The sequence below is a fragment of the Pseudomonas putida genome, assembly GCF_025905425.1.
Taxonomy (GTDB): Bacteria; Pseudomonadota; Gammaproteobacteria; order Pseudomonadales; family Pseudomonadaceae; genus Aquipseudomonas; species Aquipseudomonas putida_AF.
Window position 1 is genome coordinate 1,626,185 of record NZ_CP109603.1, and the last position, 21,568, is coordinate 1,647,752.

15 protein-coding genes are annotated in these 21,568 nt (G+C 63.5%); 6 read left to right on the forward strand and 9 right to left on the reverse strand.

What is annotated here, in order from left to right; genetic code table 11:
- The 3 genes from OGV19_RS07315 to OGV19_RS07325 are packed head-to-tail and all read right to left on the reverse strand — an operon-like array spanning position 1 to position 3,521.
- Complete coding sequence (locus tag OGV19_RS07315; protein WP_264312763.1) at positions 1-1,200, reverse strand: LLM class flavin-dependent oxidoreductase; 1,200 nt, start codon at positions 1,198-1,200, stop codon at positions 1-3.
- A 12-nt stretch (positions 1,201-1,212) separates the two neighbouring features.
- A complete protein-coding gene (locus OGV19_RS07320) occupies positions 1,213-2,436 on the reverse strand; it encodes a lipase family protein (RefSeq protein WP_264312764.1) in 1,224 nt (407 codons plus the stop codon).
- A gap of 11 nt (positions 2,437-2,447) precedes the next feature.
- On the reverse strand, positions 2,448-3,521 hold the full coding sequence (locus OGV19_RS07325; RefSeq protein ID WP_264312765.1) for an ABC transporter substrate-binding protein: 1,074 nt from the start codon (positions 3,519-3,521) through the stop codon (positions 2,448-2,450).
- A gap of 332 nt (positions 3,522-3,853) precedes the next feature.
- Here OGV19_RS07325 and OGV19_RS07330 point away from each other — a divergent pair, with 332 nt between their 5' ends.
- From OGV19_RS07330 to OGV19_RS07345, 4 genes are all read left to right on the forward strand, one after another.
- On the forward strand, positions 3,854-4,918 hold the full coding sequence (locus tag OGV19_RS07330) for a sigma-54 interaction domain-containing protein (protein WP_264312766.1): 1,065 nt from the start codon (positions 3,854-3,856) through the stop codon (positions 4,916-4,918).
- Positions 4,919-5,019: 101 nt separating this feature from the next.
- Entirely contained in the window at positions 5,020-5,529 is a 510-nt protein-coding gene (locus tag OGV19_RS07335; protein ID WP_264312767.1) for a sigma-70 family RNA polymerase sigma factor, read from the forward strand.
- A gap of 3 nt (positions 5,530-5,532) precedes the next feature.
- The gene (locus tag OGV19_RS07340; protein ID WP_264312768.1) at positions 5,533-6,477 is read left to right on the forward strand and encodes a FecR domain-containing protein; all 945 of its coding nucleotides are present in this window, start codon (positions 5,533-5,535) and stop codon (positions 6,475-6,477) included.
- A 432-nt stretch (positions 6,478-6,909) separates the two neighbouring features.
- A complete protein-coding gene (locus OGV19_RS07345) occupies positions 6,910-9,387 on the forward strand; it encodes a TonB-dependent siderophore receptor (RefSeq protein WP_264312769.1) in 2,478 nt (825 codons plus the stop codon).
- A 51-nt stretch (positions 9,388-9,438) separates the two neighbouring features.
- On the opposite strand, the gene OGV19_RS07350 is transcribed toward OGV19_RS07345, so the two are convergent.
- A complete protein-coding gene (locus tag OGV19_RS07350; protein ID WP_264312770.1) occupies positions 9,439-9,879 on the reverse strand; it encodes a GNAT family N-acetyltransferase in 441 nt (146 codons plus the stop codon).
- Between the two features lie 185 nt (positions 9,880-10,064).
- On the opposite strand from OGV19_RS07350, the gene OGV19_RS07355 reads away from it, so the two are divergent.
- Both OGV19_RS07355 and OGV19_RS07360 read left to right on the forward strand, forming a co-directional pair.
- Positions 10,065-10,538, forward strand: coding sequence for a cysteine hydrolase family protein (locus OGV19_RS07355; RefSeq protein WP_264312771.1), 474 nt, complete (start codon positions 10,065-10,067; stop codon positions 10,536-10,538).
- Between the two features lie 103 nt (positions 10,539-10,641).
- Positions 10,642-12,492 carry a DUF3857 domain-containing transglutaminase family protein gene (locus OGV19_RS07360; RefSeq protein WP_264312772.1) on the forward strand — a complete coding sequence of 617 codons (1,851 nt, stop codon included), beginning with the start codon at positions 10,642-10,644 and terminating at the stop codon, positions 12,490-12,492.
- A gap of 47 nt (positions 12,493-12,539) precedes the next feature.
- On the opposite strand, the gene OGV19_RS07365 is transcribed toward OGV19_RS07360, so the two are convergent.
- The 5 genes from OGV19_RS07365 to catA all read right to left on the reverse strand — a co-directional run bounded on the left by OGV19_RS07365 (position 12,540) and on the right by catA (position 21,554).
- Positions 12,540-14,990: a TonB-dependent siderophore receptor gene (locus tag OGV19_RS07365; RefSeq protein WP_264312773.1), complete on the reverse strand. Its 2,451-nt coding sequence runs from the start codon at positions 14,988-14,990 to the stop codon at positions 12,540-12,542.
- A 96-nt stretch (positions 14,991-15,086) separates the two neighbouring features.
- Complete coding sequence (locus tag OGV19_RS07370; protein WP_264312774.1) at positions 15,087-16,034, reverse strand: DUF4880 domain-containing protein; 948 nt, start codon at positions 16,032-16,034, stop codon at positions 15,087-15,089.
- A 2-nt stretch (positions 16,035-16,036) separates the two neighbouring features.
- Positions 16,037-16,567 carry a sigma-70 family RNA polymerase sigma factor gene (locus OGV19_RS07375; RefSeq protein WP_264312775.1) on the reverse strand — a complete coding sequence of 177 codons (531 nt, stop codon included), beginning with the start codon at positions 16,565-16,567 and terminating at the stop codon, positions 16,037-16,039.
- Between the two features lie 98 nt (positions 16,568-16,665).
- The gene (locus OGV19_RS07380) at positions 16,666-19,455 is read right to left on the reverse strand and encodes an amino acid adenylation domain-containing protein (RefSeq protein WP_264312776.1); all 2,790 of its coding nucleotides are present in this window, start codon (positions 19,453-19,455) and stop codon (positions 16,666-16,668) included.
- Positions 19,456-20,633: 1,178 nt separating this feature from the next.
- Positions 20,634-21,554, reverse strand: coding sequence for a catechol 1,2-dioxygenase (catA, locus tag OGV19_RS07385; protein WP_264312777.1), 921 nt, complete (start codon positions 21,552-21,554; stop codon positions 20,634-20,636).
- Between the last annotated feature and the right edge of the window lie 14 nt (positions 21,555-21,568).

The window sequence follows — 21,568 nt, forward strand, 5'->3', positions numbered from 1 at the left end:
TCAGCCTCCGTTGCTGGCGTGCAGTTGCACGGGGGTGGGCACCGGGCGGGCGAGGGCGGCACGCTGGCCACGGAAGTGCGGCAGGATGTGCTCGCCGATGCGGTAGGCCTCTTCCAGGTGCGGGTAGCCGGCGAGGAAGAACAGGTCGATGCCGATGCCGTGGTACTCGCGGATGCGTGCCACCACGTTGGCATAGCTGCCCACCAGCGCGCAGCCCGGCGGGATGCCGATGTAGCCAAAGCCGGTCCACACGTTGGGGTGGATGAAGAAGTCGTCGAACGCCTGTTGCTCGTTCTTGTCGCTGTAGCCGTGTTCGTAGCTCAGTTTGCGTGCCGTGCGCAGGCCGGCGTGGGCGGCGCGGGCCTTGACCGTGCCCTTGGCCACGCCTTCGTCGAAGAAGCGCTTGGCCTCGGCCCGCGCGGCCTCTTCGGTGTCCCGGGCGATCACGTCGATGGACAGGCCAAAGCGAATGTCGCTACGCCCCCACTTCAAGGCGCGGGCGCGGATGTCGGCGATCAGCGCGGCGATTTCGTCCGGGTGTTCGGCGCGCATCAGGTAGAAGTCGGCATGCTTGGCGGCGAACTCGCGTGCGGCATCCGATGAGCCTGCAGTGCAGATCAGCGGCAGCTCGGCTTTTTTCAGCGGCCCGCGCAGGCCGCCGCCTTCGGCGCGGTAATAGGTGCCGTCGTAGTGGAACTGCTCGTTGTGCCAGTAGCCGCGCACCACGTCCATGAACTCGGTGGCGCGGGCGTAACGCTCGTCGTGGCCCTCGAAGTCGCCGACCTGGCGCTGGATGGCGTCGGAGCCGCCGTTGATGATGTTCCACACCAGCCGATTGCCCGTAGCGCGTTGGTAGGTCGCGGCCTGTTGCACGGCCACCCAGGGCGTGTAGTGAAAGGGCTGGAACGCGGTGACGAACTTGAGGGTGCGGGTTTCCCGCGCCAGCAGCGAGCACACGGTCCACGGCTCTTCGCCGGTGGGCGCATTGACCATCAGCGCGCCGCCGAAGCCGTTGATTTCTGCCGCGCGGGCGATCTGGCCGAGGTAGTCGATGTAGGTGAAGTGATCACCTACGGCGAACCCTGAAACCGCACCGCTGCTGTCGCCGCCCGCGTGCCAGTCGCCACGGTTGCGTGGGTCGCCGGGAAGAAACTGGGTTTCGCCATGCAGTGGCAGGCGGGTGAAGAATTCGATGCTCATGGGGTGGCCTCCTTACTGGACGCTAGGGTTGCAGTTGGGCGTGACCGGCTGGCCGCTGATGACCTGGCGGGCGAAGGGGATCGAGTCCTTGAGCGAGGCGTTGACCGTTTCGCTGTGCCCTAGGCCCTTGTACAGGTGGCCCTGCACCACCGAGCCGGCCTTGCAGGCGTCCTGCATCAGCGCGACCTGGGTCGCGGCGGCGGGGGTCTTGTCCTCGGCGCCGGTGCCGATGAAGATTGGCTGGGCCAATTTCAGCGTGGGGTACGACACCTGGGCCAGCCACGGCTTGAGTTTGTCGCCCTGGTAGTCCTTCTTGGCGTTGGCCGGGGTCAGGCCGGTACCAACCACGTCGCTGACCAGTGAAGACAGGCAACTGGTGCGCGCCTGCTCGAACAGCGGCAGGGCCTTGTCGGTGTAGAAGTCGCGTGGGTCGATGCTCGGGTCGTACTGCTGGGCGGCAAGCAGGGTGTAGAAGCCGTAGGCCAGGGCCGGGTCGACCTTGTTCGGGTCCTGCTCGCCGACGTTCTTCGACCCCACGGTGTAGATCACGCCGGTGCCGATGCTGCCCTTGACCCCCAGTTTTGGTGCATAGGTCGCCGCGTAGGCACCGGCTGCGAAGGCACCGGCGCCGCCCTGGGACTGGCCGACGATCAGCACCTTGTCGGCCAGCCCCGGTACGCCGGCGACCACGGCCTTGGCCGCATCGAGAATGCCGTAGGCGGCCATGCGGTTGTTCAGCAGCGGGTGGCCACCGGGTACCCCTAGGCCTTGGTAATCGGTGGCGACGATGGCATAGCCCTCTTCGAGCCAGCGGTTCAGGTACTGCACATCACGGTAGGAGCGCCCGGCCCAGGATGGTGCGCAGATGTCCGCCACACCGACGGTGCCATGGCCCCAACTGGCGACCGGCCAGCCACCTGCGGGCGCCTTGCCCTTGGGGATGAACAGTGCGCCGGAGACCACGATTGGCGTCTTGCCGTCGATGCCGTCCAGCGAGGTGTAGAGGATGCGCTCGGCACTGGCGGCGCTGGGCAGGCTCAGTGCCGAGTCCAGCGGCTCGCTGCGTAGCAGTTTGCCGGGCGTGGCGGGGATGGCTTTGGCCCAGGTGTAGAAGCTCGATACGCGCCCGTCACCTTGTTGTGGGTCGGGTTTGGGGGCGTAGGTGTCGGCGGCCAAGACGCCAATGGAAAAGGCCAGGGCACTGAGGCCGAAAGCGATGGAAACAGGCAGTTTCATGGAGGATGTTCTCAAGGTTGTTGGCTGATTTGAGCGTCCAGGGACGGCCAATAGTGGGTGAGTTGCAGGTCGCTCAGCGCCTGGCGGGTGAAGCCTGTGGCCAGGTCATGGGTGATGTCGTAGGGCGTGCGGATCAGGCGGTTGGCCAGGGCGTACTGGCCCAGGGCGTCGTAGTGGGCCTTTAGCTGGGCATCGCTTTTCGGTGCCCAGCGCGCCTGCCACGCCACCGGATCGTCCTGGTCGTCGCGGCGCAGCACGCTTTCGGCCACACCGGCGCGCGATGACAGCGCGTAATAGGCGTCGCGGTTCTGCTCCTGGGAGATCCACCAGGCCGCACGCACCCAGGCCGTGGCGACCAGCTGCGTGAGGTCGGCGTGCTGCTGCACGAAGCGGTCGGTGCCCCACAGGTCGGACACCAGCCGCCAGTCGTTGGCGCCTTGCTTGGTCGACCAGAGGATCCGCGCCACGCCTTTGTCTTCCAGGGCGTAGGCTTCGTTGAGCAGCACGGCGGCATCGACCTTGCCGGCCGACACGGCGGCGGCACCGACCTGTGGGTTGAGGTTGGCGATCTTGAAGTCGGTCAGCTTCAGGCCCTGGCTTTGCAGGAAGTTGCTGAAGGCAAATTCCCAGGGCCGCCCGCGGTGCAGTGCCAGGCGCTTGCCTTTAAGGTCCTGAATGCTGCGCACCTCAGAGCCGGCAGGCACCACCAGGTAGATGTTGTTGCCGCTGCCGCCCGGCACGATCAGCTTGCCGGGCACTTGGCCGGCCCCGGCGATGACCGAGGGCAGGTCGCCACGTACAGCGAAGTCCAGGCTGTTGTTGCTGAAGCCTTCGTTGATCTGCGGGCCAGCGCCGGCGTGGGGCAGGGCGGTCCATTGCAGTTTCACGCCACGGGCGGCCAATTGCTGCTCGAGCCAACCGTCTTCGATTACCCGCCCTGGGATGCCACCGAATACCGGCGCTCCGCCTTGGGTGAAGGCAACGATGGCGATGCGCACCGCTGCCGGTGGCTCGGCCGCCAGGGCGGTCAGGCTGAGGAACAGGCCGCCCAACAGGGCCAGGGTGTGACGCCAGCGTTTGTTCATGTGCAGCTCCAGGCAGTGATTCAACAGGTCTGGGCCGCGTGTTGCAGCGGACCAGGCGTTGACAGGCCAGGAGCGAAATACATGCCATTATTTGAAAAGGCGGCTGCAGGCCTTTAATGGCGGGGCCTTCAGCGTAAGTGAAGGGTGCGCAGCTCAGCCCTGGCTGCTGATCGGCACGCAGGGCAGTGCTGGCGAGTTGCTGCCCCAGCAGCAGCGAGCTGTTGAAAATTCAAATATTCAAAAATGGAATATACAAAGATTAATTAATAATTTTTTGATCTAATTTGTTTCGTGCACTATGGGGGTGCGCGTCAATTGCCAGGAATGCCCCCATGTCGCTGATCACCCATCCTAATGCCCGAGAGCTGACCAAGTCGGTACGTGCCACCGTGCTTGTGTTCAAGGACCCTCGCTCCCAGGAGCTGCTCAGCCGTATCGAGCGCCTGGCGCCCAGCGAGGCCAATACCCTGATCATCGGCGAAACCGGCACCGGCAAGGAGCTGGTCGCTCGCCATATCCATCAGCTGAGCCGCCGTGGCCGCGAACCGTTCGTGGCAGTGAACTGCGGCGCCTTTGCCGAAACCCTTGTGGAGAGCGAACTGTTCGGCCATGAGAAAGGTGCCTTCACCGGCGCCACCTCGAACAAGGTCGGTTGGTTCGAGGCTGCCAACGGCGGCACGCTGTTCCTCGACGAGATTGGTGATCTGCCGCTCAACATGCAGGTGAAGCTGCTGCGGGTGCTGCAGGAGCGCGAAGTCGTGCGGCTGGGCTCACGCACGCCTATCCCGATCAATGTGCGCCTGGTGGCCGCGACCAACGTCAACCTGGCCGACGCCGTGGTGGCCGGGCATTTTCGTGAAGACCTGTTCTACCGCCTGCACGTCGCCACCATTCGCCTGCCGCCGCTGCGTGAGCGACCGGGTGACATCCTGCCCCTGGCAGAATTTTTCATCGAAGAGCACTGCCGGCGCCTGGGCTACGAGCGGGCGTCGCTCAGCCCGGATGCCGAGCGCAAGCTGCTGGCCCACAGTTGGCCGGGCAACATCCGCGAGCTGGAAAACGCGATCCACCATGCCTTGCTGGTGTGCCGTTATCAGGTCGTGGCGCCCGCAGACCTGCACCTGGTGGACATGAGGCCGCAGGGCGCGGCCCAGGTATATGCCGCGCAGGCCAGCGCACCGGCCGCGGTCGCGGCGCCGCCTAACCTGGAAAACGCGTTGTTGGCGCTGTTCGAGCAGAACGTGCCGAACCTGTATGAGCACATCGAGGAGACGGTGTTCCGGGCAGCGTATCGGTATTGCCATGGGAACCAGTTGCAGACTGGCCGGCTGTTGAACATCAGCCGCAACATCGTGCGGGCGCGGCTGGAGAAGATTGGTGAGTTGACCAAGGCCTGATCGCTGGTGGCGAGTCAGCGTTACCCATGGTAGTTGCACAGGCCAGGACGTCTCAGGTTAAATGAGAGTCATTACTAAAGACGTCCTGACCGGTTCACTCCATGTCCTGCGCTGACCCCTCTCTGCAAAAAACCGTGCACACCCTCTACGCCGAGCACCACCCCTGGCTGTGCGGGTGGCTGCGCAACAAGCTCGGGTGCGTGGAGCATGCTGCGGACCTCGCCCAGGACACTTTCATCCGCGTGCTCACCCAGCGCAAGGCGGCCGAGCTGCGCGAGCCACGGGCCTACCTCTCCAGCATCGCGCGTAGCCTGATGATCGACATGTTCCGGCGCCGGGCCGTTGAGCATGCCTACCTGGAAACGCTCGCCGCCCGCCCCGAGCAGGTCGAAGTCTCGCCCGAGGCGCGCGCGTTGATCATCGAAACCCTGCTGGAAATCGACCGTCTGCTCGACGGCCTGGGCGCACGCACACGTGAAATCTTCCTGATGGCCCAACTCGATGGCCTGAGCTATGTCGAGATCGGCCGGCGCCTGGACGTCTCGGTCACCACCGTGAAGAAGCATGCCGTGCGGGCACTGACCCATTGCCTGATGCTGGCCGAGGACTGAACCGTGCCCGGTGCTCAGCTGGACCGGCGCGTGCTCGAAGCCGCTGCGCGCTGGTATGTCGAGTTGCGCTGCGATGCCGATGAGAGTACCCACGCCGCGCATCAGCGCTGGTTGCTCAGCGACCCGCTGCACCTGCAGGCCTGGGAGCGCTTGGCACGTTTGCAGGGCAAGTTCGAGCATGTGGCCCCGGGCATCGCCCGCCCGACCCTGAGCAGTGCTAGGGCCAAGCGCCGTGAAGTGCTCAAAGTGATGAGTATTGTGCTGGCGGCGGGCGGGGCAGGGGGGCTGGCCTGGAACCAGGGGGGTGTTGCGCGGTTGATGGCCGACCAACGTACCGGCGTTGGCGAGCGCCGTTTGCTGCGCCTGCAGGATGGCAGCCGCTTGCAACTGAACACGGCCACCGCCGTCGATATCCGTTACAGCGCCCAGTGGCGAGCCTTGCATCTGTTGGGCGGCGAGATTCTTGTGGAAACCGCGCGCGACGCGCAGGCCCGGGCGTTCATCGTGCACACCGAACAAGGCAGCATTCGCGCCCTGGGCACGCGTTTCACTGTGCGCAGTGATGCCGACGTCACCCAGGTTTGCGTGCTTGAGCATGCCGTGGAGGTGCGCAGTGCGCATTCACTGGCGGCGGTGCGCGTCGAGGCCGGCCAGCAGCTGAGTTTCCGGGCGGATGGAACGGGCGTCGTGCAGCCGGCCTCAGCGCTGGCGGATGCCTGGACCCGCGACATGCTGCTGGTAGACAACTGGCGTCTGGCCGATGTTGTGAGTGAACTGCAACGCTACCGGCCCGGGTACCTGGGGTGTGACGAGGCGGTGAGTGAGTTGCGCCTGTCCGGCGCGTTTCAGCTGGGCAATATTGATGCGGCCCTGGACAACCTCACCACCACCTTGCCGGTGCGCATTCGTCGTTTCAGCCGGTTCTGGGCGCGTGTGGAGGCTGTTTGAGGGCGGAGGTGGTGCATTTTTTTAAAGGTGTTCGCTCAGCATTTTCGTCGCCTATGAGATCGAGCGCCGCCCGCGCGGCGCTTCGCGGGGCAAGCCCGCTCCCACATTTGTTTCGGGCCAGTTACTCCTGTGGCATGTGCACGCGAACCCTTTAGCGTCCGACTTAATACTGGGTCGGGCAGACAAGGCGGTCGCGCGCAAATGCCAGATGCCTCACTGGCCCCAAACACTCTGTGGGAGCGGGCTTGCCCCGCGAAGCGCCGCGCGGGCGGCGCTCGATATACGCCTCACATCAAAACCAAAGACAGGCACCTAGTCGCCTTCACCCCCTCTTTTCACAAAAAGGGGTTATCGATTTCAATTCTCATTCGACTTGTAAGTAGAGGCGCATCAGACGCCGTAAAAAACTGCCACAGGGCGAAAGGAATACCCATGCTCCGTTCAGACACTCGCACCCCCGTTTTCCTAACCAACTCCGCCAAAGGCGCCGTGGCCCGGGCGGTGCATCGCGCGCTGTTCAGCATCACGCTGACAACACCGTTGGCTGCGGCGATGATCGCCCAACCCGCCATGGCCCAGGCCCGCGCCGATGCCGTATACGACATCCCGGCCGGCCCGCTGGACGCGGCGCTCACCCAGTTTGCGGCAGCGGCGGGGGTGACGGTGTCTTTCGAGCCCTCATACGTTCAGTCGCAGAAGTCGCCTGGGCTGCATGGCCGCTACAGTGCCGAGGCGGGCCTGCGTCAGTTACTCATGGGCAGCCAGTTGCAGGTGCTGCGCCAGGCCAATGGCAGCTACTCACTGCTGCCCAGGGTCGGCGACGCATCGACGCTGCAACTCGACAGCACCAGCATCACCGGCGCATCCGTTGAATCGGCGTATGGCCCGGTAACCGGTTATGTGGCCACCCGCAGCGCGACAGGCACCAAGACCGACACACCGATTCTGGAAATCCCGCAGGCCATCAACGTCGTCACCGCCGACCAGGTGCAGGCCCAAGGCGCGCGCAACCTGACCCAGGCACTGCGCTACACGCCGGGGCTGGCAACCGGCGGCTTTACCGACCGCAACAGCATTGCCGACGAAATCACCAGCCGCGGGTTCGCCCCGACCCCGCTGTACCTGGATGGCGCGTACGTGCCCTATGCAGGCAGCCTGGGCGGTGCGCCGCAGATCGACCCCTACACCCTGGAACGTATCGAAGTGCTCAAAGGCCCGTCGTCGGTGCTCTACGGGCAAAATCAGCCGGGTGGGCTGATCAACATGGTCTCCAAACGCCCGACCCGCGAGCAGCGCAACCAGGTCAAGCTTGGCGCCGGCAGCTACAACCGCGCCAACGGCGCCTTTGACAGCAGCGGCCCCGTGGATGAGCAGGGCGTGTTCACCTATCGCCTGGTCGGTGTGGTCGACAAGGGCAACGAACAGGTGGCCCACGCCCACAGCGAACGCCTGCTGCTGGCGCCAAGCCTGACCTGGGCGCCGAACGAGGACACCTCCCTGACCGTGCTGGCGCAGGTGCAGCGCGATGACGGCCTTGCCGACTACCAGTCGCTGCCGATGATCGGTTCGCTCAAGCGTGGCCCGACAGGCCAGCACATCGACCGCGACTTCTTCTCGGGTGACTCGCACTACAACGATTACAAACGCAACCAATACATCTTCGGCTATGACTTCAGCCACCGTTTCAGCGATGACCTGGCCCTGCGCTCTACGGCGCGTTACACCGATGTGCGCGACCGCTACAAAGGTTTTTACCTGCGCAGCTTCGTCTCGGACGCCGAAGGGGTGGACTACACCCGGGCCAACCGGGTGAAGCTCGACTGGCGTCAGCACAACATCGCCTACACCCTGGATAACAACCTGGAGTACACATTCAATACCGGCGCGCTGCAGCACACCACGCTGGCGGGCGTGGACTACCGTCATTTCTCGCGCAAGTACGATGGCTACAACGCCTACAACGTGTTGCCGGTCGACCTTTATGGCAAGAACAATTACGACACCAGCAGCGTGACACCGGTGCTGGACACCCGTTGGGACAACACCGTTCGCCAGACCGGCGTATACATGCAGGACCAGATCAAGCTCGACCAGTGGATCCTCACCGTCGGTGGCCGCCAGGACTGGGCAGAACTCGACAACAAGGACCTGCTGGCCAAGAGCATCGCCTCCCAGCGTGACAACAAGTTCACCGGCCGTATCGGCCTTACCTACCTCACCGAGTTTGGTCTGGCGCCTTACGTCAGCTATTCCCAGTCGTTCTTGCCGACGCTGGGCACGGACAGCGCCGGCAAGTCGTTTGAACCGACCGAGGGTGAACAGTACGAAGTGGGGGTGAAGTACCAGCCGGTCGAGGGCACTTTGCTCACGGCATCGGTGTTCCAGGTGAAGCAGAAGAACGTGCTGACCCAGGACAATGACAACCCCCAGTACCAGGCGCAGGATGGCGAAGTGCGCTCGCGCGGCCTTGAGCTGGAGCTCAAATCCACCCTCGCTAATATCGACGTGCTGGCCGCTGCAACCTACATCGACTCGTTCTATACCAAGAGCAACTATGGCGACCAAGGCAACCGCAGCGAATCGCAGGCCCCGGTATCGGCGTCACTGTGGGTGGATTATCACTTCACCCAGGCCATGCTCAATGGCCTGACCTTCGGCGCTGGTGCCCGTTACACAGGCCGCAAACCGGGTGATTCCTCCAACTCCTTCGACGTGCCGGCCTATGCGGTGTATGACACTACCGTCAGCTACGACCTGGGCAAACTCGACTCGAGCCTGCGCGGGCTGCAGGCCAGCCTGAACGTGCAGAACATCTTTGACCGCGAATACGTGTCGGACTGCAACTATGCGTTTGGTTGCTACTACGGCCAGGAGCGCGTGGCATCGGTGGAGATGACCTACGATTGGTGATCGACGGTTAACTGTGGAGGGTGTTCGCGGGTGAGTCCGCGAGCACCGTCTTCAGGAGAGGAATTTGACAAAGACGAGCTCGGGATCTCCCTCATCGAGGTTCTCGATCTGTCCGCTGCTGATGAAGCCAAGCTGGCTGAGCAGACCCCGCATGGGCTCATTCGAAGCATTCGTCGAAGTGAACAGCTTGCCACCCATGCATTGCGACTCCAGTGTCCGCATGATGGCCCCGGCGATACCGCGGCGCCGTGCCGATTCCTTCACCACCACCAGCGCAATGAAGGGGTATTCGAAGAAGGCGTCGTTGAGCACGCCGTACCCCGTCAGCAGCGCGGCATCGTGGGGGTCTGCGGCTACCCAGCATTGGCCACAGGCGATGGCCTGGGCGATGAACCTACGCCGTTGCGGGTCGCGCCGGGCAATGGCGTCCAGCGCTACAAGCGCCTCAAGGTCCTCGAGCTGGGCGAGGCGTAGGGTTGATCGCAAATCCATTGTGCGGCCTGAAATGAAAGGGGAGTGGCGAGTCTAGCTGCGAAGACGAGTAAGCTGCGAGCACTCATCCAAAGCGATGCATTGGCAGCCGCTTCGATGCTGATCAGCCCGGCACTGCTTTCAGCGAACTGCAACAGGGGCGCCACGTTATACTCGACGCCTTTTGCCCGTGGCCGGAGAGCCCTATGCGCCAGGTTTTGCTTATCGTCGATGTTCAATCCACCTTCAGCCCGCCCGAATGGCTGGTCGACGGTTTGCGGCGGTTGTCGGCGAACATTCCCACCATCGCCTCGGTCGAGCTGCACGATGAAAAGGCCACGCCATTTCAGCGTCAGTTGGGCTGGCACCCGGCAGCCGAGGACGAGAGCCTGGTCGAAGCGGACCAGGTGTTCGTCAAACATGGCTACGGGCAGACCGTCGAAACCCTCGATTACATCAAGCAGCTGGGTGTGGAGCGGGTGCTGGTGTGCGGCATGCAAACCGAAACCTGCGTGCTTGCCGCAGGTTTCGCCCTGTTCGATGCGGGGCTCACGCCTACCCTGGTTACCGACATGACGGTTGGGTCGTCCCTGGACAGGTCCGGGAAGCTGGGCATCGACCTGTGGAAGCACCACTTTCGCCAGGTGACGACCGCTGCCGAGGTATTGGCCACGCTGTAGATACGATCACAAAAGATGCAATCATTTTGCCATCCTTTGGCGCCAATGCGTATCATTGTCGATTGACGACAACCTCGATACACCTGGATTGAGAAGGATCTCCATGCTGAAAAAGTCTTACCTTGTCGCTGTTCTGCTGCCGGTTGCAATGAGTTGGGGTAGCCTGGCGCAAGCCTTCACCGACGGCACCGACCGCTCCGTGACCCTGGAAAAGGTCGAGCAGACCTTTGTGGTGCAGAAGGATGGCAGCAACCGCCTGAACGTCGACAGTGTCTTGCTGATCAATGAAGAGCGCGCCATCAAGGCCAGTGCCCAGCGCCCGGTGAGCTACAACCGTTCGCTGGAAACGCTGGAGGTGATCGAGGCGTACACGCACAAACCTGATGGGCGCAAGGTGATGGTGGATGCCGCGCACATCAAGGAGCAGCAGGAGCAGGCGTCCGCGCAGGCGCCCATGTTTCAGGACAGCGTCAACAAGGTAATCATCTTCCCTGAGGTTGCGGTCGGCGACCGCCTGGTCCTGCGTTATCAGCGCAACCGCTTCACGCCGCTGTTCCCCGACCAGTTCGAAGACATCACCGTGCCGGAGTTCCACCCGGTCGGGCAGTTCACACTGATTTACGACATGCCCGAGGACATGCCCCTGCAGGCCGATGCGCGCAGCTTCAAGGCATCGATGCCGGCTGCTGCGCCAGGGCGCAAGGTCTATCGGTGGGACTACGTGCCGGCGGACCGTGCGCGGATCGAGGCGAGTGCGGTGTCCTACCTGGACTATGGGCACTACCTCGCGGTCTCGACCTTTACCGACTTCAAGCAGTTCGCCCAGGCCTACCAGGCGCGGGCCAAGGTCGAGGTCACGGCACCGATCACCGAGCTGGCGCAGCGCCTCACGGCCCATTTGCCCACCACCCGGGAGAAGGCGCTGACGCTCAGTGACTGGGTGCGCGAGAACATCCGCTATGTGGCCGTGTATGTCGGCGCTGGCGGGGTCGTGCCGCATGCCGCGCAAACCGTGCTGGACAACCGCTACGGTGACTGCAAGGACCATGTTGCCCTGCTTGAGGCGCTGCTGACGGCTGCAGGCATCAAAAGCACGCCAGCCCTGATCAACCTGGGCAATGCCTACGTGTTCCCCAAGGTCCCTGCGCTGGGCGTGTTGAACCATGTGATCACTTATGTGCCCAGCCTGGACCTGTACCTGGATTCGACCGACCCCTCGATCGCCGCGGGCTACCTGCCGTTGACCGTGTTGAACAAGCGGGTGCTGCTGACCGCGACCGGCGAGTTTGGCCGTACACCGTCCATCCAGCTCAACAAGGTCTCCAGTGACTTGCAGTTCAAGGTCCAGGGCAATGGTGGCGCGGACTTCACCAACGTTTCCACCGTGCAAGGCTGGGCCAGCGAGGTCAGCCGCTACGGGGTGAAATCGATGAAACCGGCGGATCGCGACATGCTCGTCGAGAAGGTGCTTGGCGCCTATGGGCAGCGCGGCAGTGGCAGTTTCGAGGTACGCCCGACGAACGCCAACGGCGACTTTGTCAGCAGCGTTGCCGGGCGCACGGAAAACCTCGTCAACCTGCCAGGGCCTGTCGGTATGGTGGCCTTGAGCAGCCTGGCGGGTGGCATCTCGCAGAACGTCTACAGCTTTGCCATGGAGAAGGAGCGCAGCCAGCGCTTCGTGTGCATTTCCAACGATACCGTTGAGACGTCGCGCTTCGAGTTCCCGCCTGAGGTCAGTGTGCTGGCGATTCCCAAACAGGTGCGTCTGCAGGACGCCAACGTGGAGTACAGCGCGCAGTACACCCAGGAGGGGAATGCGGTGGTGATCGAGCGGCATTTCAAGTTCAGCCGCCCGGACGTGGTCTGCTCACCTGAGGATTTTGCGGCCATGAGGCCGGCCATCGAGGCGATGGTCAGGGACCTGCAGAGCCAGATTATCGTACAAGCGAGCTAGGCCACGCCTGGTAGGAGTAGCCTTGTGCTGCTCCTACCAGGACCGGCTCAGAAGTCCCAGCGGGTGGTGACCATCAAGTTGCGTGGCTCGCCGTAGTAGGTGGTCTCGAAGTTGCCAAGCCCGGTCAGGTACACCTTGTCGAACACGTTGTTGGCATTGACCGTGAAGCTCAGGTGCTCGCTGTACTGGTAGCGGGTCATCAGGTCCACCAGGGTGTAACCGCCTTGCTTGATGCGCGTGTAGTCGTTGGCGGTCGGGCTGTAGATATTGCCGTAGAACCCACTCTGCCAACGTAGCCCACCGCCGACGGTGACGCGGTCCAGGGCGCCGGGCAGCCGGTAGGTGCTGAACAGCCGCGCCACATGCTCAGGCTTGGTGGTCGCCAGTGGGAAGCCGAACAGGCGGTTGTCGTCGGCGTCGCGCGTGCGGGCGTAGGTGTAACCGGCGGTGATGTTCCAGCCTGGGGCCAGTTCGCCGGCCAGCTCCAGTTCGACGCCTTGGGTGGTGGCACCGTCGATGGCGGTGTAGATGCCCTCGTTGGTGACTGGGTTGGTGCCGACGGACGAGGCGACGTTGTCCTGCTCGATACGGAAGAACGCCAGGGTGGCGTTCAGCCTGCCATCGAAATAGGCCGCCTTCAGGCCTGCTTCATAACCATCGCCTTCCACGGGGTCGAGGGTGGCGCCATTGACGTCCTTGTAGACTTGCGGCTGGTAGATCGAGGTGTAGCTGGCGTACACCGAGTAAGTGTCGTCCAGGTCATAGACCACGCCGGCGTACGGGGTGACCACGCCGTGTTGCTTGTAGCTGGCGTGGGTGTCGTCCAGGGGCGAGGTTGGGTAGAAGTCCTGGTCATCGTTGTACTTGAAGGTGCTGACCCGGGTGCCGAGGATCACCGAGAGGTTGTCGGTGGGCCTCAGGCGTGTGGCCACGTAGGCGCCGTTCTGGCTCTGGGTGGTGGTGTAGTCGCCGTTTTTCGGGAATTCCTGTACCGGGATCTTGCCGTTCCAGTCGAAGATCGAACCCGGGACTTGGGCGAAGGCACTGCCGTCGTAGGTGTCACCGGTCTGGCGCGAGTGCGAGGTCATGAAGCCTGCAACCAGGTCGTTCTGACGGCCAAAGAGGGTGAACGGCCCGGAGACGTTTAGGTCTGCGGTGTTCTGCACACGGTGCCCTTCCCAGCGCCCCCAGTAGAAGAACATGCCTTCGCCGGTCGCGGGGTTGGGGTTGCCACCGCTGGCTGAGGCCAGGCGCGTGTCATGGTCGCTGATCATGTGGTTGAGGCTGAGCTTGACCTTCCAGTCATTGGCCAGTGCTTGCTCCAGCGAGCCGAAGTAGGTGGTGGCCTGGAAGTCGCGGCGGCTCCAGTCGGCCCCTGGGTTGTGTGCGCGCGAGAAGTCGGTGCGGCTACCGTCGGAGAAGTACGCCGGGTTACCGGTCCAGGAGGAGCCGCGCGGCGTGGTGGTCTGATTGTCGACGCCGAACGTCAGCAGCGTGTCGGGCGTCAGGTCGGCTTCAAGAATGCCGTAGTAGACGTCTTTCTTCTGTTGGTAGTGATCCAGGTAGGACTTGCGGTCCTGGTACGCGCCGACGAAGCGGCCACGCACACTGCCGGTGGCGTTGAGCGAGCCCGAGATGTCACCTTCGGTGCGGTAGTTGTCCCAGGAACCGGCGCTGGCGGTGATCGAGGCCTTGAAGTCGTGGGTGGGCTTCTTGCGGATCAGGTTGACTGTGGCAGAAGGGTCGCCGGAACCTGTCATCAACCCGGTTGCGCCCTTGATGACTTCGACACGGTCGTAGGCGGCCATGTCGACATGGGTCGCGCCCTCGTCGTACACGCCGTCATAGATGGTGTTGACGCCATCGTACTGGTAGTTGGTGATGGCAAAGCCGCGCGCGGAATACTCCATGCGCTCGCTGTCGTAGGCCTGTACCGAAACCCCAGGGGTATTGCGCAGGACTTCGCCGATGTCTTGCGAACCGTGGTCGTCGATGGCCTGGCGGGTAATCACGCTGACGGACTGCGGCGTCTCGCGCAGGGTCAGCGGCAGCTTGGTCGCGGTGGTCGAGCCACCGGTGGTGTAGGCGCCGGTGCCTTCGGTGATGTTGCCCAGGCCCTGGCTGTCGATGCGGCTGGGGGCCAACTCCACCACGTCACCTTGCTTGGCGGTGAGCAGCAGCGAGTAGCGGCCGTCGCTTTCCCGAATGGCTTGCAAGCCTGTGCCGCTCAGCAGAATCTGCAGCGCCTGGTCCACCGGGTAGTGGCCATTCAAGGCCGGGGAGCGCTTACCGCGCGTCCATTGGGTGTCGAACGACAGGACGATGCCCGCCTCGGCGGCGAACTGGGTCAGCGTCTCGCCCAGGTCGCCCTGCGGCAGGTGATAGTCATGCGCTTGCGCGGCACAGGCTGCGCCCGGCCCACCGAGCAATGCAGTCAGCAGCAGGCAGGTGCGCAGGTCGGGCGCGCTGAAGGGCCTGAGAGTGAAGCGGCAGGTCATCGTCGAGTTTCTCTGGGAGGTAAAGAATCAGCCAGGGCTGGGGTTACCTATGAGTCGGATGAGCCGCGGCAAAGTGATCAGGCATTGGGCATTTTTTTACGCGGCGGTGATGGTTATCCAGAAACGGGTGCGGGTGTGCACGTGCACCGGCAGGGAAGTGGCCAGTGCCCGCAGGATCTGGTCGGTATCATTGAGCCGGTAGGTGCCGCTGATGCGCAGGCCAGCCACCGAGGGGGCGCAGTGCAGCCAACCTGGCCGGTATCGGGACAGCTCGTTGATGAAGGTGTCGAGGCGTTGGTCATTGGCGATCAGCAAGCCTCGTTCCCAGGCGTCTGCGGTGCTGGCGAGCGCTTCTACAGCAGAAAAGCCCTGGCCATCGAACTGGCGGCTCTGGCCGGCGTTCACCGCCATGGCCTGGCCTGAAGCCAGCGTCACCCGTGCCTGCTGGCCAAACACATCGAGCTTGCTGGTGTCATCGAGCACGCGCACGGCAAAGCGGCTTTGGCCAGCGTCTACGAGGCCGTGCCTGGTCACTACGCTGCAACGTTGCTGCGGCGGGACGGTGACCATGATTTCACCTTGGCGCAGGCGCACGTAAGGTTGTTCGCGGGTCTCATCGATATCCACTGCGCAGGCGCTGTTGAGCAGCACCGTACTGCCGTTTTTCAGGTTCAGCCAACGTTGTTCGCCCACGCGACTGCGCACGTCTGCAAACAGGGTTGAGTGCTGCATTTCGCGGTAGCTGCCCACGCCCAGTGCACTGCCACCGAGCAGCACCAGGCCGGCCTTGACCACACGGCGGCGGCTGGCGTGGCGGCCGTGCGCCGCGACCGACAGCACGCGCGTCGTTGCCGGGTTGTGGGTTGAGCTCATGCGTGTTTGCAAACGCTCGGCTTGCTGCCATGCCCAGGCATGGGCAGGGGCCGCGTTCAGCCACGCCTGCCAGGCACTGTAGTCACTGGGCTGCGCCTCACCGCTGTTGAGTTGGCTATACCAGTGCGCGGCCTGGCGCAGGGCGGCGAGTTGCTCGGCACTCAGGGCCATGTTCACTGGCCGTGGGTCAGGCTGTAGATCATGCAGTGCTCGGCCGCCTTGGCAACGTAGCGGCGCACCGTCACTTCAGAGATGCCCAGCTGGGTGGCGATGTGTTTGTAGGGCATGCCATCGACCTGCGAGAGCAAGAACGCTTCACGCACGTTGGCGCCGAGTGCTGCCAGCATCGCATCGAGTTCGAACAACGTTTGCAACAGCGACAGCCGTTGTTCCGCAGAGATGTCCAACGCTTCGGGTTGCTCGGCCAGCACCTGCAGCCAGGCCCGTTCCAGGTGCACGCGGCGCAGGTGATCGATCATCAGGCGACGGGCGATGGTGGCCAGGTAGCCCTTGGGTTCGCGGACCGCCTCGAGCTTGGCCGCGGCATCGGCTGCAGACATGACGCGAACGAACACGTCCTGCACAAGGTCAGCGGCCAGGTGGGTGCAGTTGACCCGTGGTTTCAGCCAACCGTGCAGCCACTTGCTCTGCGCACGGTAGAGCTGGCTGACCTGGGAATTAAGGGCTACGTCCGGGGTGCTCATCCATGCCGCCTGAAAAGAGTTGCAAATGTTAATGGTTCGCATTTTATGCAAACTGTTTCAGGCTTGGCAATGACCAGCGGGCCGACAGTGTCACAGGCTTACGGGGAGGTCGCGCGTTCCACGGCCTGCGCGCCGCGCGCTTTCCGGCCCCCACTGAAGCGTGTCAGTACGAGCCGGGTCAGCGTGTTCCAGCAGTACGTCACCACCACGCCACCGACAATGGCCAGCACCACCGCGAATACCGGTTGATCGAAGATGCGCTTTGCCAGCGACTGGAACTGGAAGTGCGTCAGGTAGATGAACAAGGTTGACGACGCGATCATCGCGCCTGCCCTGGCGACCGCGCCCGGTACGGGAACCGAGCGGAACCAGATCAAGGCGAGCATCGCCGGCAGGGCAATATCGATGTAACGGGCAAACGCCTGCCAGCCGATGCCGGCAATGGCCACAAGGTCCAACTCGGCGATCAGCAGCACCGCCACCGCACTGGCGACCGCTTTGCGCAGCGGGGTGTCGGCGTAGTGAATGGCCATCCCCAGCACCATGACTGCCAGGTAGTGCTGAGGCACCCGGTTGAGCAGTGCCGTGGCGTCGAACACGAAGCGGCTGAGCAGCACGTCCGCCGCCACCAGCACACAGGAGGCCGTGACCAGGCAGCGAAACGGGTTGGCGATGATCGCCTGGCGCACACGCTTGAACGACAGGACGACGCCGAGGATCAGCAGCATCTGCACCAAGACTTCGATGTACCAGTAATTGAAGACCCCCACCTTGTCCTGCGTGAACCAGTTGGAGATCAACAGCAGTGATTGCCAGTGCACCCGGTCGAACAGCGCCTGCACCAAGACCGTGTACAGAAGGGTCGGCACCGCGATGGCGGCCAGGGACTTGAGCAGCATGCGCGCATCGCCGCGTTCATCGATGGCCTTGAACTGGAACCTGGCCAGGCTGATGCCGGAGATCAGGAACAGCACCGACGTTTCGCCTGCGATCCGCCATTCGGAAAACACATTCAAGTGCCCGACGACGATCAGGATGATGGCGATCATCCGCAGGAAAACCGGCACCTCCATGACCCGCATCGACCACTTGCTGGCCTTGGTGTTTTGCTCGGCCAGTTCGGCCAGGTCCTGTACCGGGATCATCTCCCAGCGATCCGGCAGGTGGCCGATCAGTTCTTCCAGCACCATCGAGGCGCGCACGAACGACAAGGAGTCGCCGCCGAGTTCGACGAAGGTAAGACGGGCATCGATGCGAGGGGCCTGAAGTATCTGCGCCCAGGCCTCGGTGAGTTTCAACGCCAGCGGTGACAGCGCCTGCGTGGCCCCAGAGGTGCTGTCATCGAAAGCTGCCGGCAAGGCGCGTTTGTCGATCTTGCCGTTGGGTGTGAGTGGGATGCTGGGCACGAATAGGAACATCACCGGCACCATGTAGTCGGGGAGCATGCCCGCGATGGCCTGGCGCAGGTCAGCGGTCGCGAGTGGCTGTTCGGCAACGCAATAGGCGACCAGCCTGACCATCGCGTTGTCATGGTTGGCCAGCACCACGCATTGCTTGATGCGTGGGTGCCGAGTGATGGTGTTTTCGATTTCGGCCAGTTCGATGCGATGGCCGCGAATCTTCACCTGGCTGTCGCCGCGCCCCAGGAAGCTGGCGCTGCCATCGGCCAGGTAGGTGCCCAGGTCGCCGGTGCGGTAGCAGCGGTCGGCCGTGGCGCCGGTGAATGGGTTTGCCACGAACTTCTCTTGGGTCAGCGCCGGGTCACCCCAATAGCCCAGCGACAGGTAGGGGCTGCGGATCAGGATTTCCCCGACTTCACCGGCCTCGACCAAGCGGTTGGCCTCGTTGACCACCAACAGTTGCGCGCCGTCTATGCCTTTGCCCAGCGGGACTCTGGCGTTGTCCGCGTGCGGGTCGAGTACGTGGAAGGCCATGGCCTGTGGTGTTTCGGTGGTGCCGTAGAAGTTCACGCTGGTGGCGTTTGGCGCAATGGCGCAGATCTGCTGGTACAGGGTAGGGCTGAGGGCATCGCCGCCCCAGAACAGGTAGCGCAGGCGCTCGAACACTTGCCCGTTCATCCGCGCGCCGGTTTCGATCAACTTGCCCAGGGGTGGAGTGAGGTGAATGACGGACACGCCGTGGTCGTGGATCCAGGCGGCCAGGCGCGACGGGTCGGTCAGGGTTGACTGGGCCGGGCAAATGATTGTTGCGCCAATCGACAGCGGCGTGAACACATCCCGGTAAACCGGGTCATGGCCCAGGCCGGAAAGCAGTGAAAAGCAGTCGTCCTGGGTGAAACCATGGTGCTGGACATGCCAGTCGATGAAATGCACCAGCGGGGCGTGATGGGTGACGATGCCCTTCGGTTCGCCCGTGCTGCCTGAGGTGAAGGTGATGTAGGCCGGCTGCGCGGGGCTGACTTCGGGCAGGGGCGACGGCCTTGCAAAGTGTTGCAGCGCTTCGACAGGGGCGTGCGGCACGTTGACGAGGCGTGCGGGGCCAGGCTCGACGTCAGCGTCGCCACAGCGCAACACAAAGGCAGGTTCGAGTGTGCGGATGATCTGCCCGATACGCGCAGCAGGGTAAGCGGCGTCGGCGACGGTGAAGGTCAGCCCGGCGCGCAAGGCGCCGAGCATGGCATACACCAAGGCTGCGCCGCGGCTAGCGACAATCACAACGCGATCGGAGCTGATGGCGCCGTTTTCGAGTAGAAAGGTGGCGATTCCCTGGCTGATCTGCTCAAGTTGTCGATAGCTGCAGGTAGCCTCATGGGCGATGATGGCGGTGGCATCGGGCGAGCGACTCGCCTGCTCCACAAAGGCCTGGAAGATCGGCCGCTCGGCACGGTACTCAAGGCTCAGCGTCGGGTTCGGGCGCATATCCGGCATGTTGTGTGTTCGCTCCGCATCAACGGCAGGTGGCTGGCTGGATAGCACAACGCTAGTGCAGGCCAACGAATGGCGCCAATGCACGTGCGCTATTTGCGTCGACGCCTAGCTGAGCTGCGCTGTCGCACAGACAACAGTGGCAGATAATACAGGTCTTGTGGGAGCGGGCTTGCCCCGCGAAGGGGGCCACGCGGAGCATGGCACCGGCTTCGCCGGTGTTCGCGGGGCAAGCCCGCTCCCACAGAGTTAATTTTTTGTTCTATGGGAGATTGCCCAGCCTCTTGGGGCTGCGCTGTCGCACAGAGAACAGTGGCAGATAACACAGGTCTTGTGGGAGCGGGCTTGCCCCGCGAAGGGGGCCACGCGGAGCATGGCACCGGCTTCGCCGGTGTTCGCGGGGCAAGCCCGCTCCCACAGAGTTAAGTTTTTGTTTTATGGGAGATTGCCCAGCCTCTTGGGGCTGCGCTGTCGCACAGAGAACAGTGGCAGATAACACAGGTCTTGTGGGAGCGGGCTTGCCCCGCGAATGGGGCCACGCGGAGCATGGCACCGGCTTCGCCGGTGTTCGCGGGGCAAGCTCGCTCCCACAGAGTTAAGTTTTTGTTTTATGGGAGACTGCCCAGCCTCTTGGGGCTGCGCTGTCGCACAGAGAACAGTGGCAGATAACACAGGTCTTGTGGGAGCGGGCTTGCCCCGCGAAGGGGGCCACGCGGAGCATGGCACCGGCTTCGCCGGTGTTCGCGGGGCAAGCCCGCTCCCACAGAGTTAATTTTTTGTTCTATGGGAGATTGCCCAGCCTCTTGGGGCTGCGCTGTCGCACAGAGAACAGTGGCAGATAACACAGGTCTTGTGGGAGCGGGCTTGCCCGCGAATGGGGCCACGCGGAGCATGGCACCGGCTTCGCCGGTGTTCGCGGGGCAAGCCCGCTCCCACAGAGTTAAGTTTTTGTTCTATGGGAGATTGCCCAGCCTCTTGGGGCTGCGCTGTCGCACAGAAAACAGTGGCAGATAACACAGGTCTTGTGGGAGCGGGCTTGCCCCGCGAAGGGGGCCACGCGGAGCATGGCACCGGCTTCGCCGGTGTTCGCGGGGCAAGCCCGCTCCCACAGAGTCGCCAGTTGCCCCCACAGAGTTCTCTGCTAAATGAATCGGAATGGGCTCCTGAGCAGACCCAAAATCTCAACCGGCCTGCAACGCCCGTGGCCGCTGGCTGCGTTGCTCGTCGTCGGCCACCGTCGCCTGCTGCAATTGGAAGCTGAAGGCAATCCGTGCCACGCGGCCACTCACCCCAGGCAGCGCAGCTTCAAGCATCTCAACCTCCCCTACCAACCCATCGCGGGTGGCATGGGCAAAGTCGTCCCACAGGTACTCGTCGCCCGACAAGTTGATCTGCGTGGTCAGGTGGCGATACCCCGGCGCGCTGATGAAAAAGTGGATGTGCGCCGGGCGCTGGCCGTGGCGGCCCAACTGGTCCAGGCAGGCTTGGGTCGGGCCGTCGGTGGGGCAGCCGTAACCGCTGGGCACAATGCTGCGGGCGCGATAGCGCCCCTGGGCATCGGTGCGGATGCGGCGGCGCAGGTTGTAGTCCGACTGGCTGGAGTCGAAGTAGGAATACAGGCCTTGGGTATTGGCATGCCACACATCGACGATCGCACCGCTGATTGGCGTGCCGTCCAGGTCCAGCACCTGGCCTTCGAGCAGCATCGGCAGGCCCGGGTCGCGCCCGTCGTCAAGCCGTGCCTCGCCCTCGCACAGCGGCGCACCCGCCACATACAAAGGGCCTTCGATGGTGCGTGGGGTGCCGCCGGTATGGCCGGTCTGGGCATCGCGGGCATCGTTGAGCAGGTCGAGAAAGTGCTCCAGGCCAAGGCCCGCCATCAACAGTCCGGCTTCGCTGCGGCTACCCAGGCGGTTCAGGTAGTCGACGGCTGTCCAGAACTCATCGTCGCTGATGGCCAAGTCTTCGATCAGCTTTGCGCTGTCTTGCAGTAGGCGCAGTACGATCTGCTTGAGCCGCGGGTTGCCCTGGTCGCTGCCAAAACCGGCCGCTTTTTCGAAGAAGGCCCGTACATCAGGTGATTGGGAAATCGCTACAGTCATGGTTGCCTCACCGG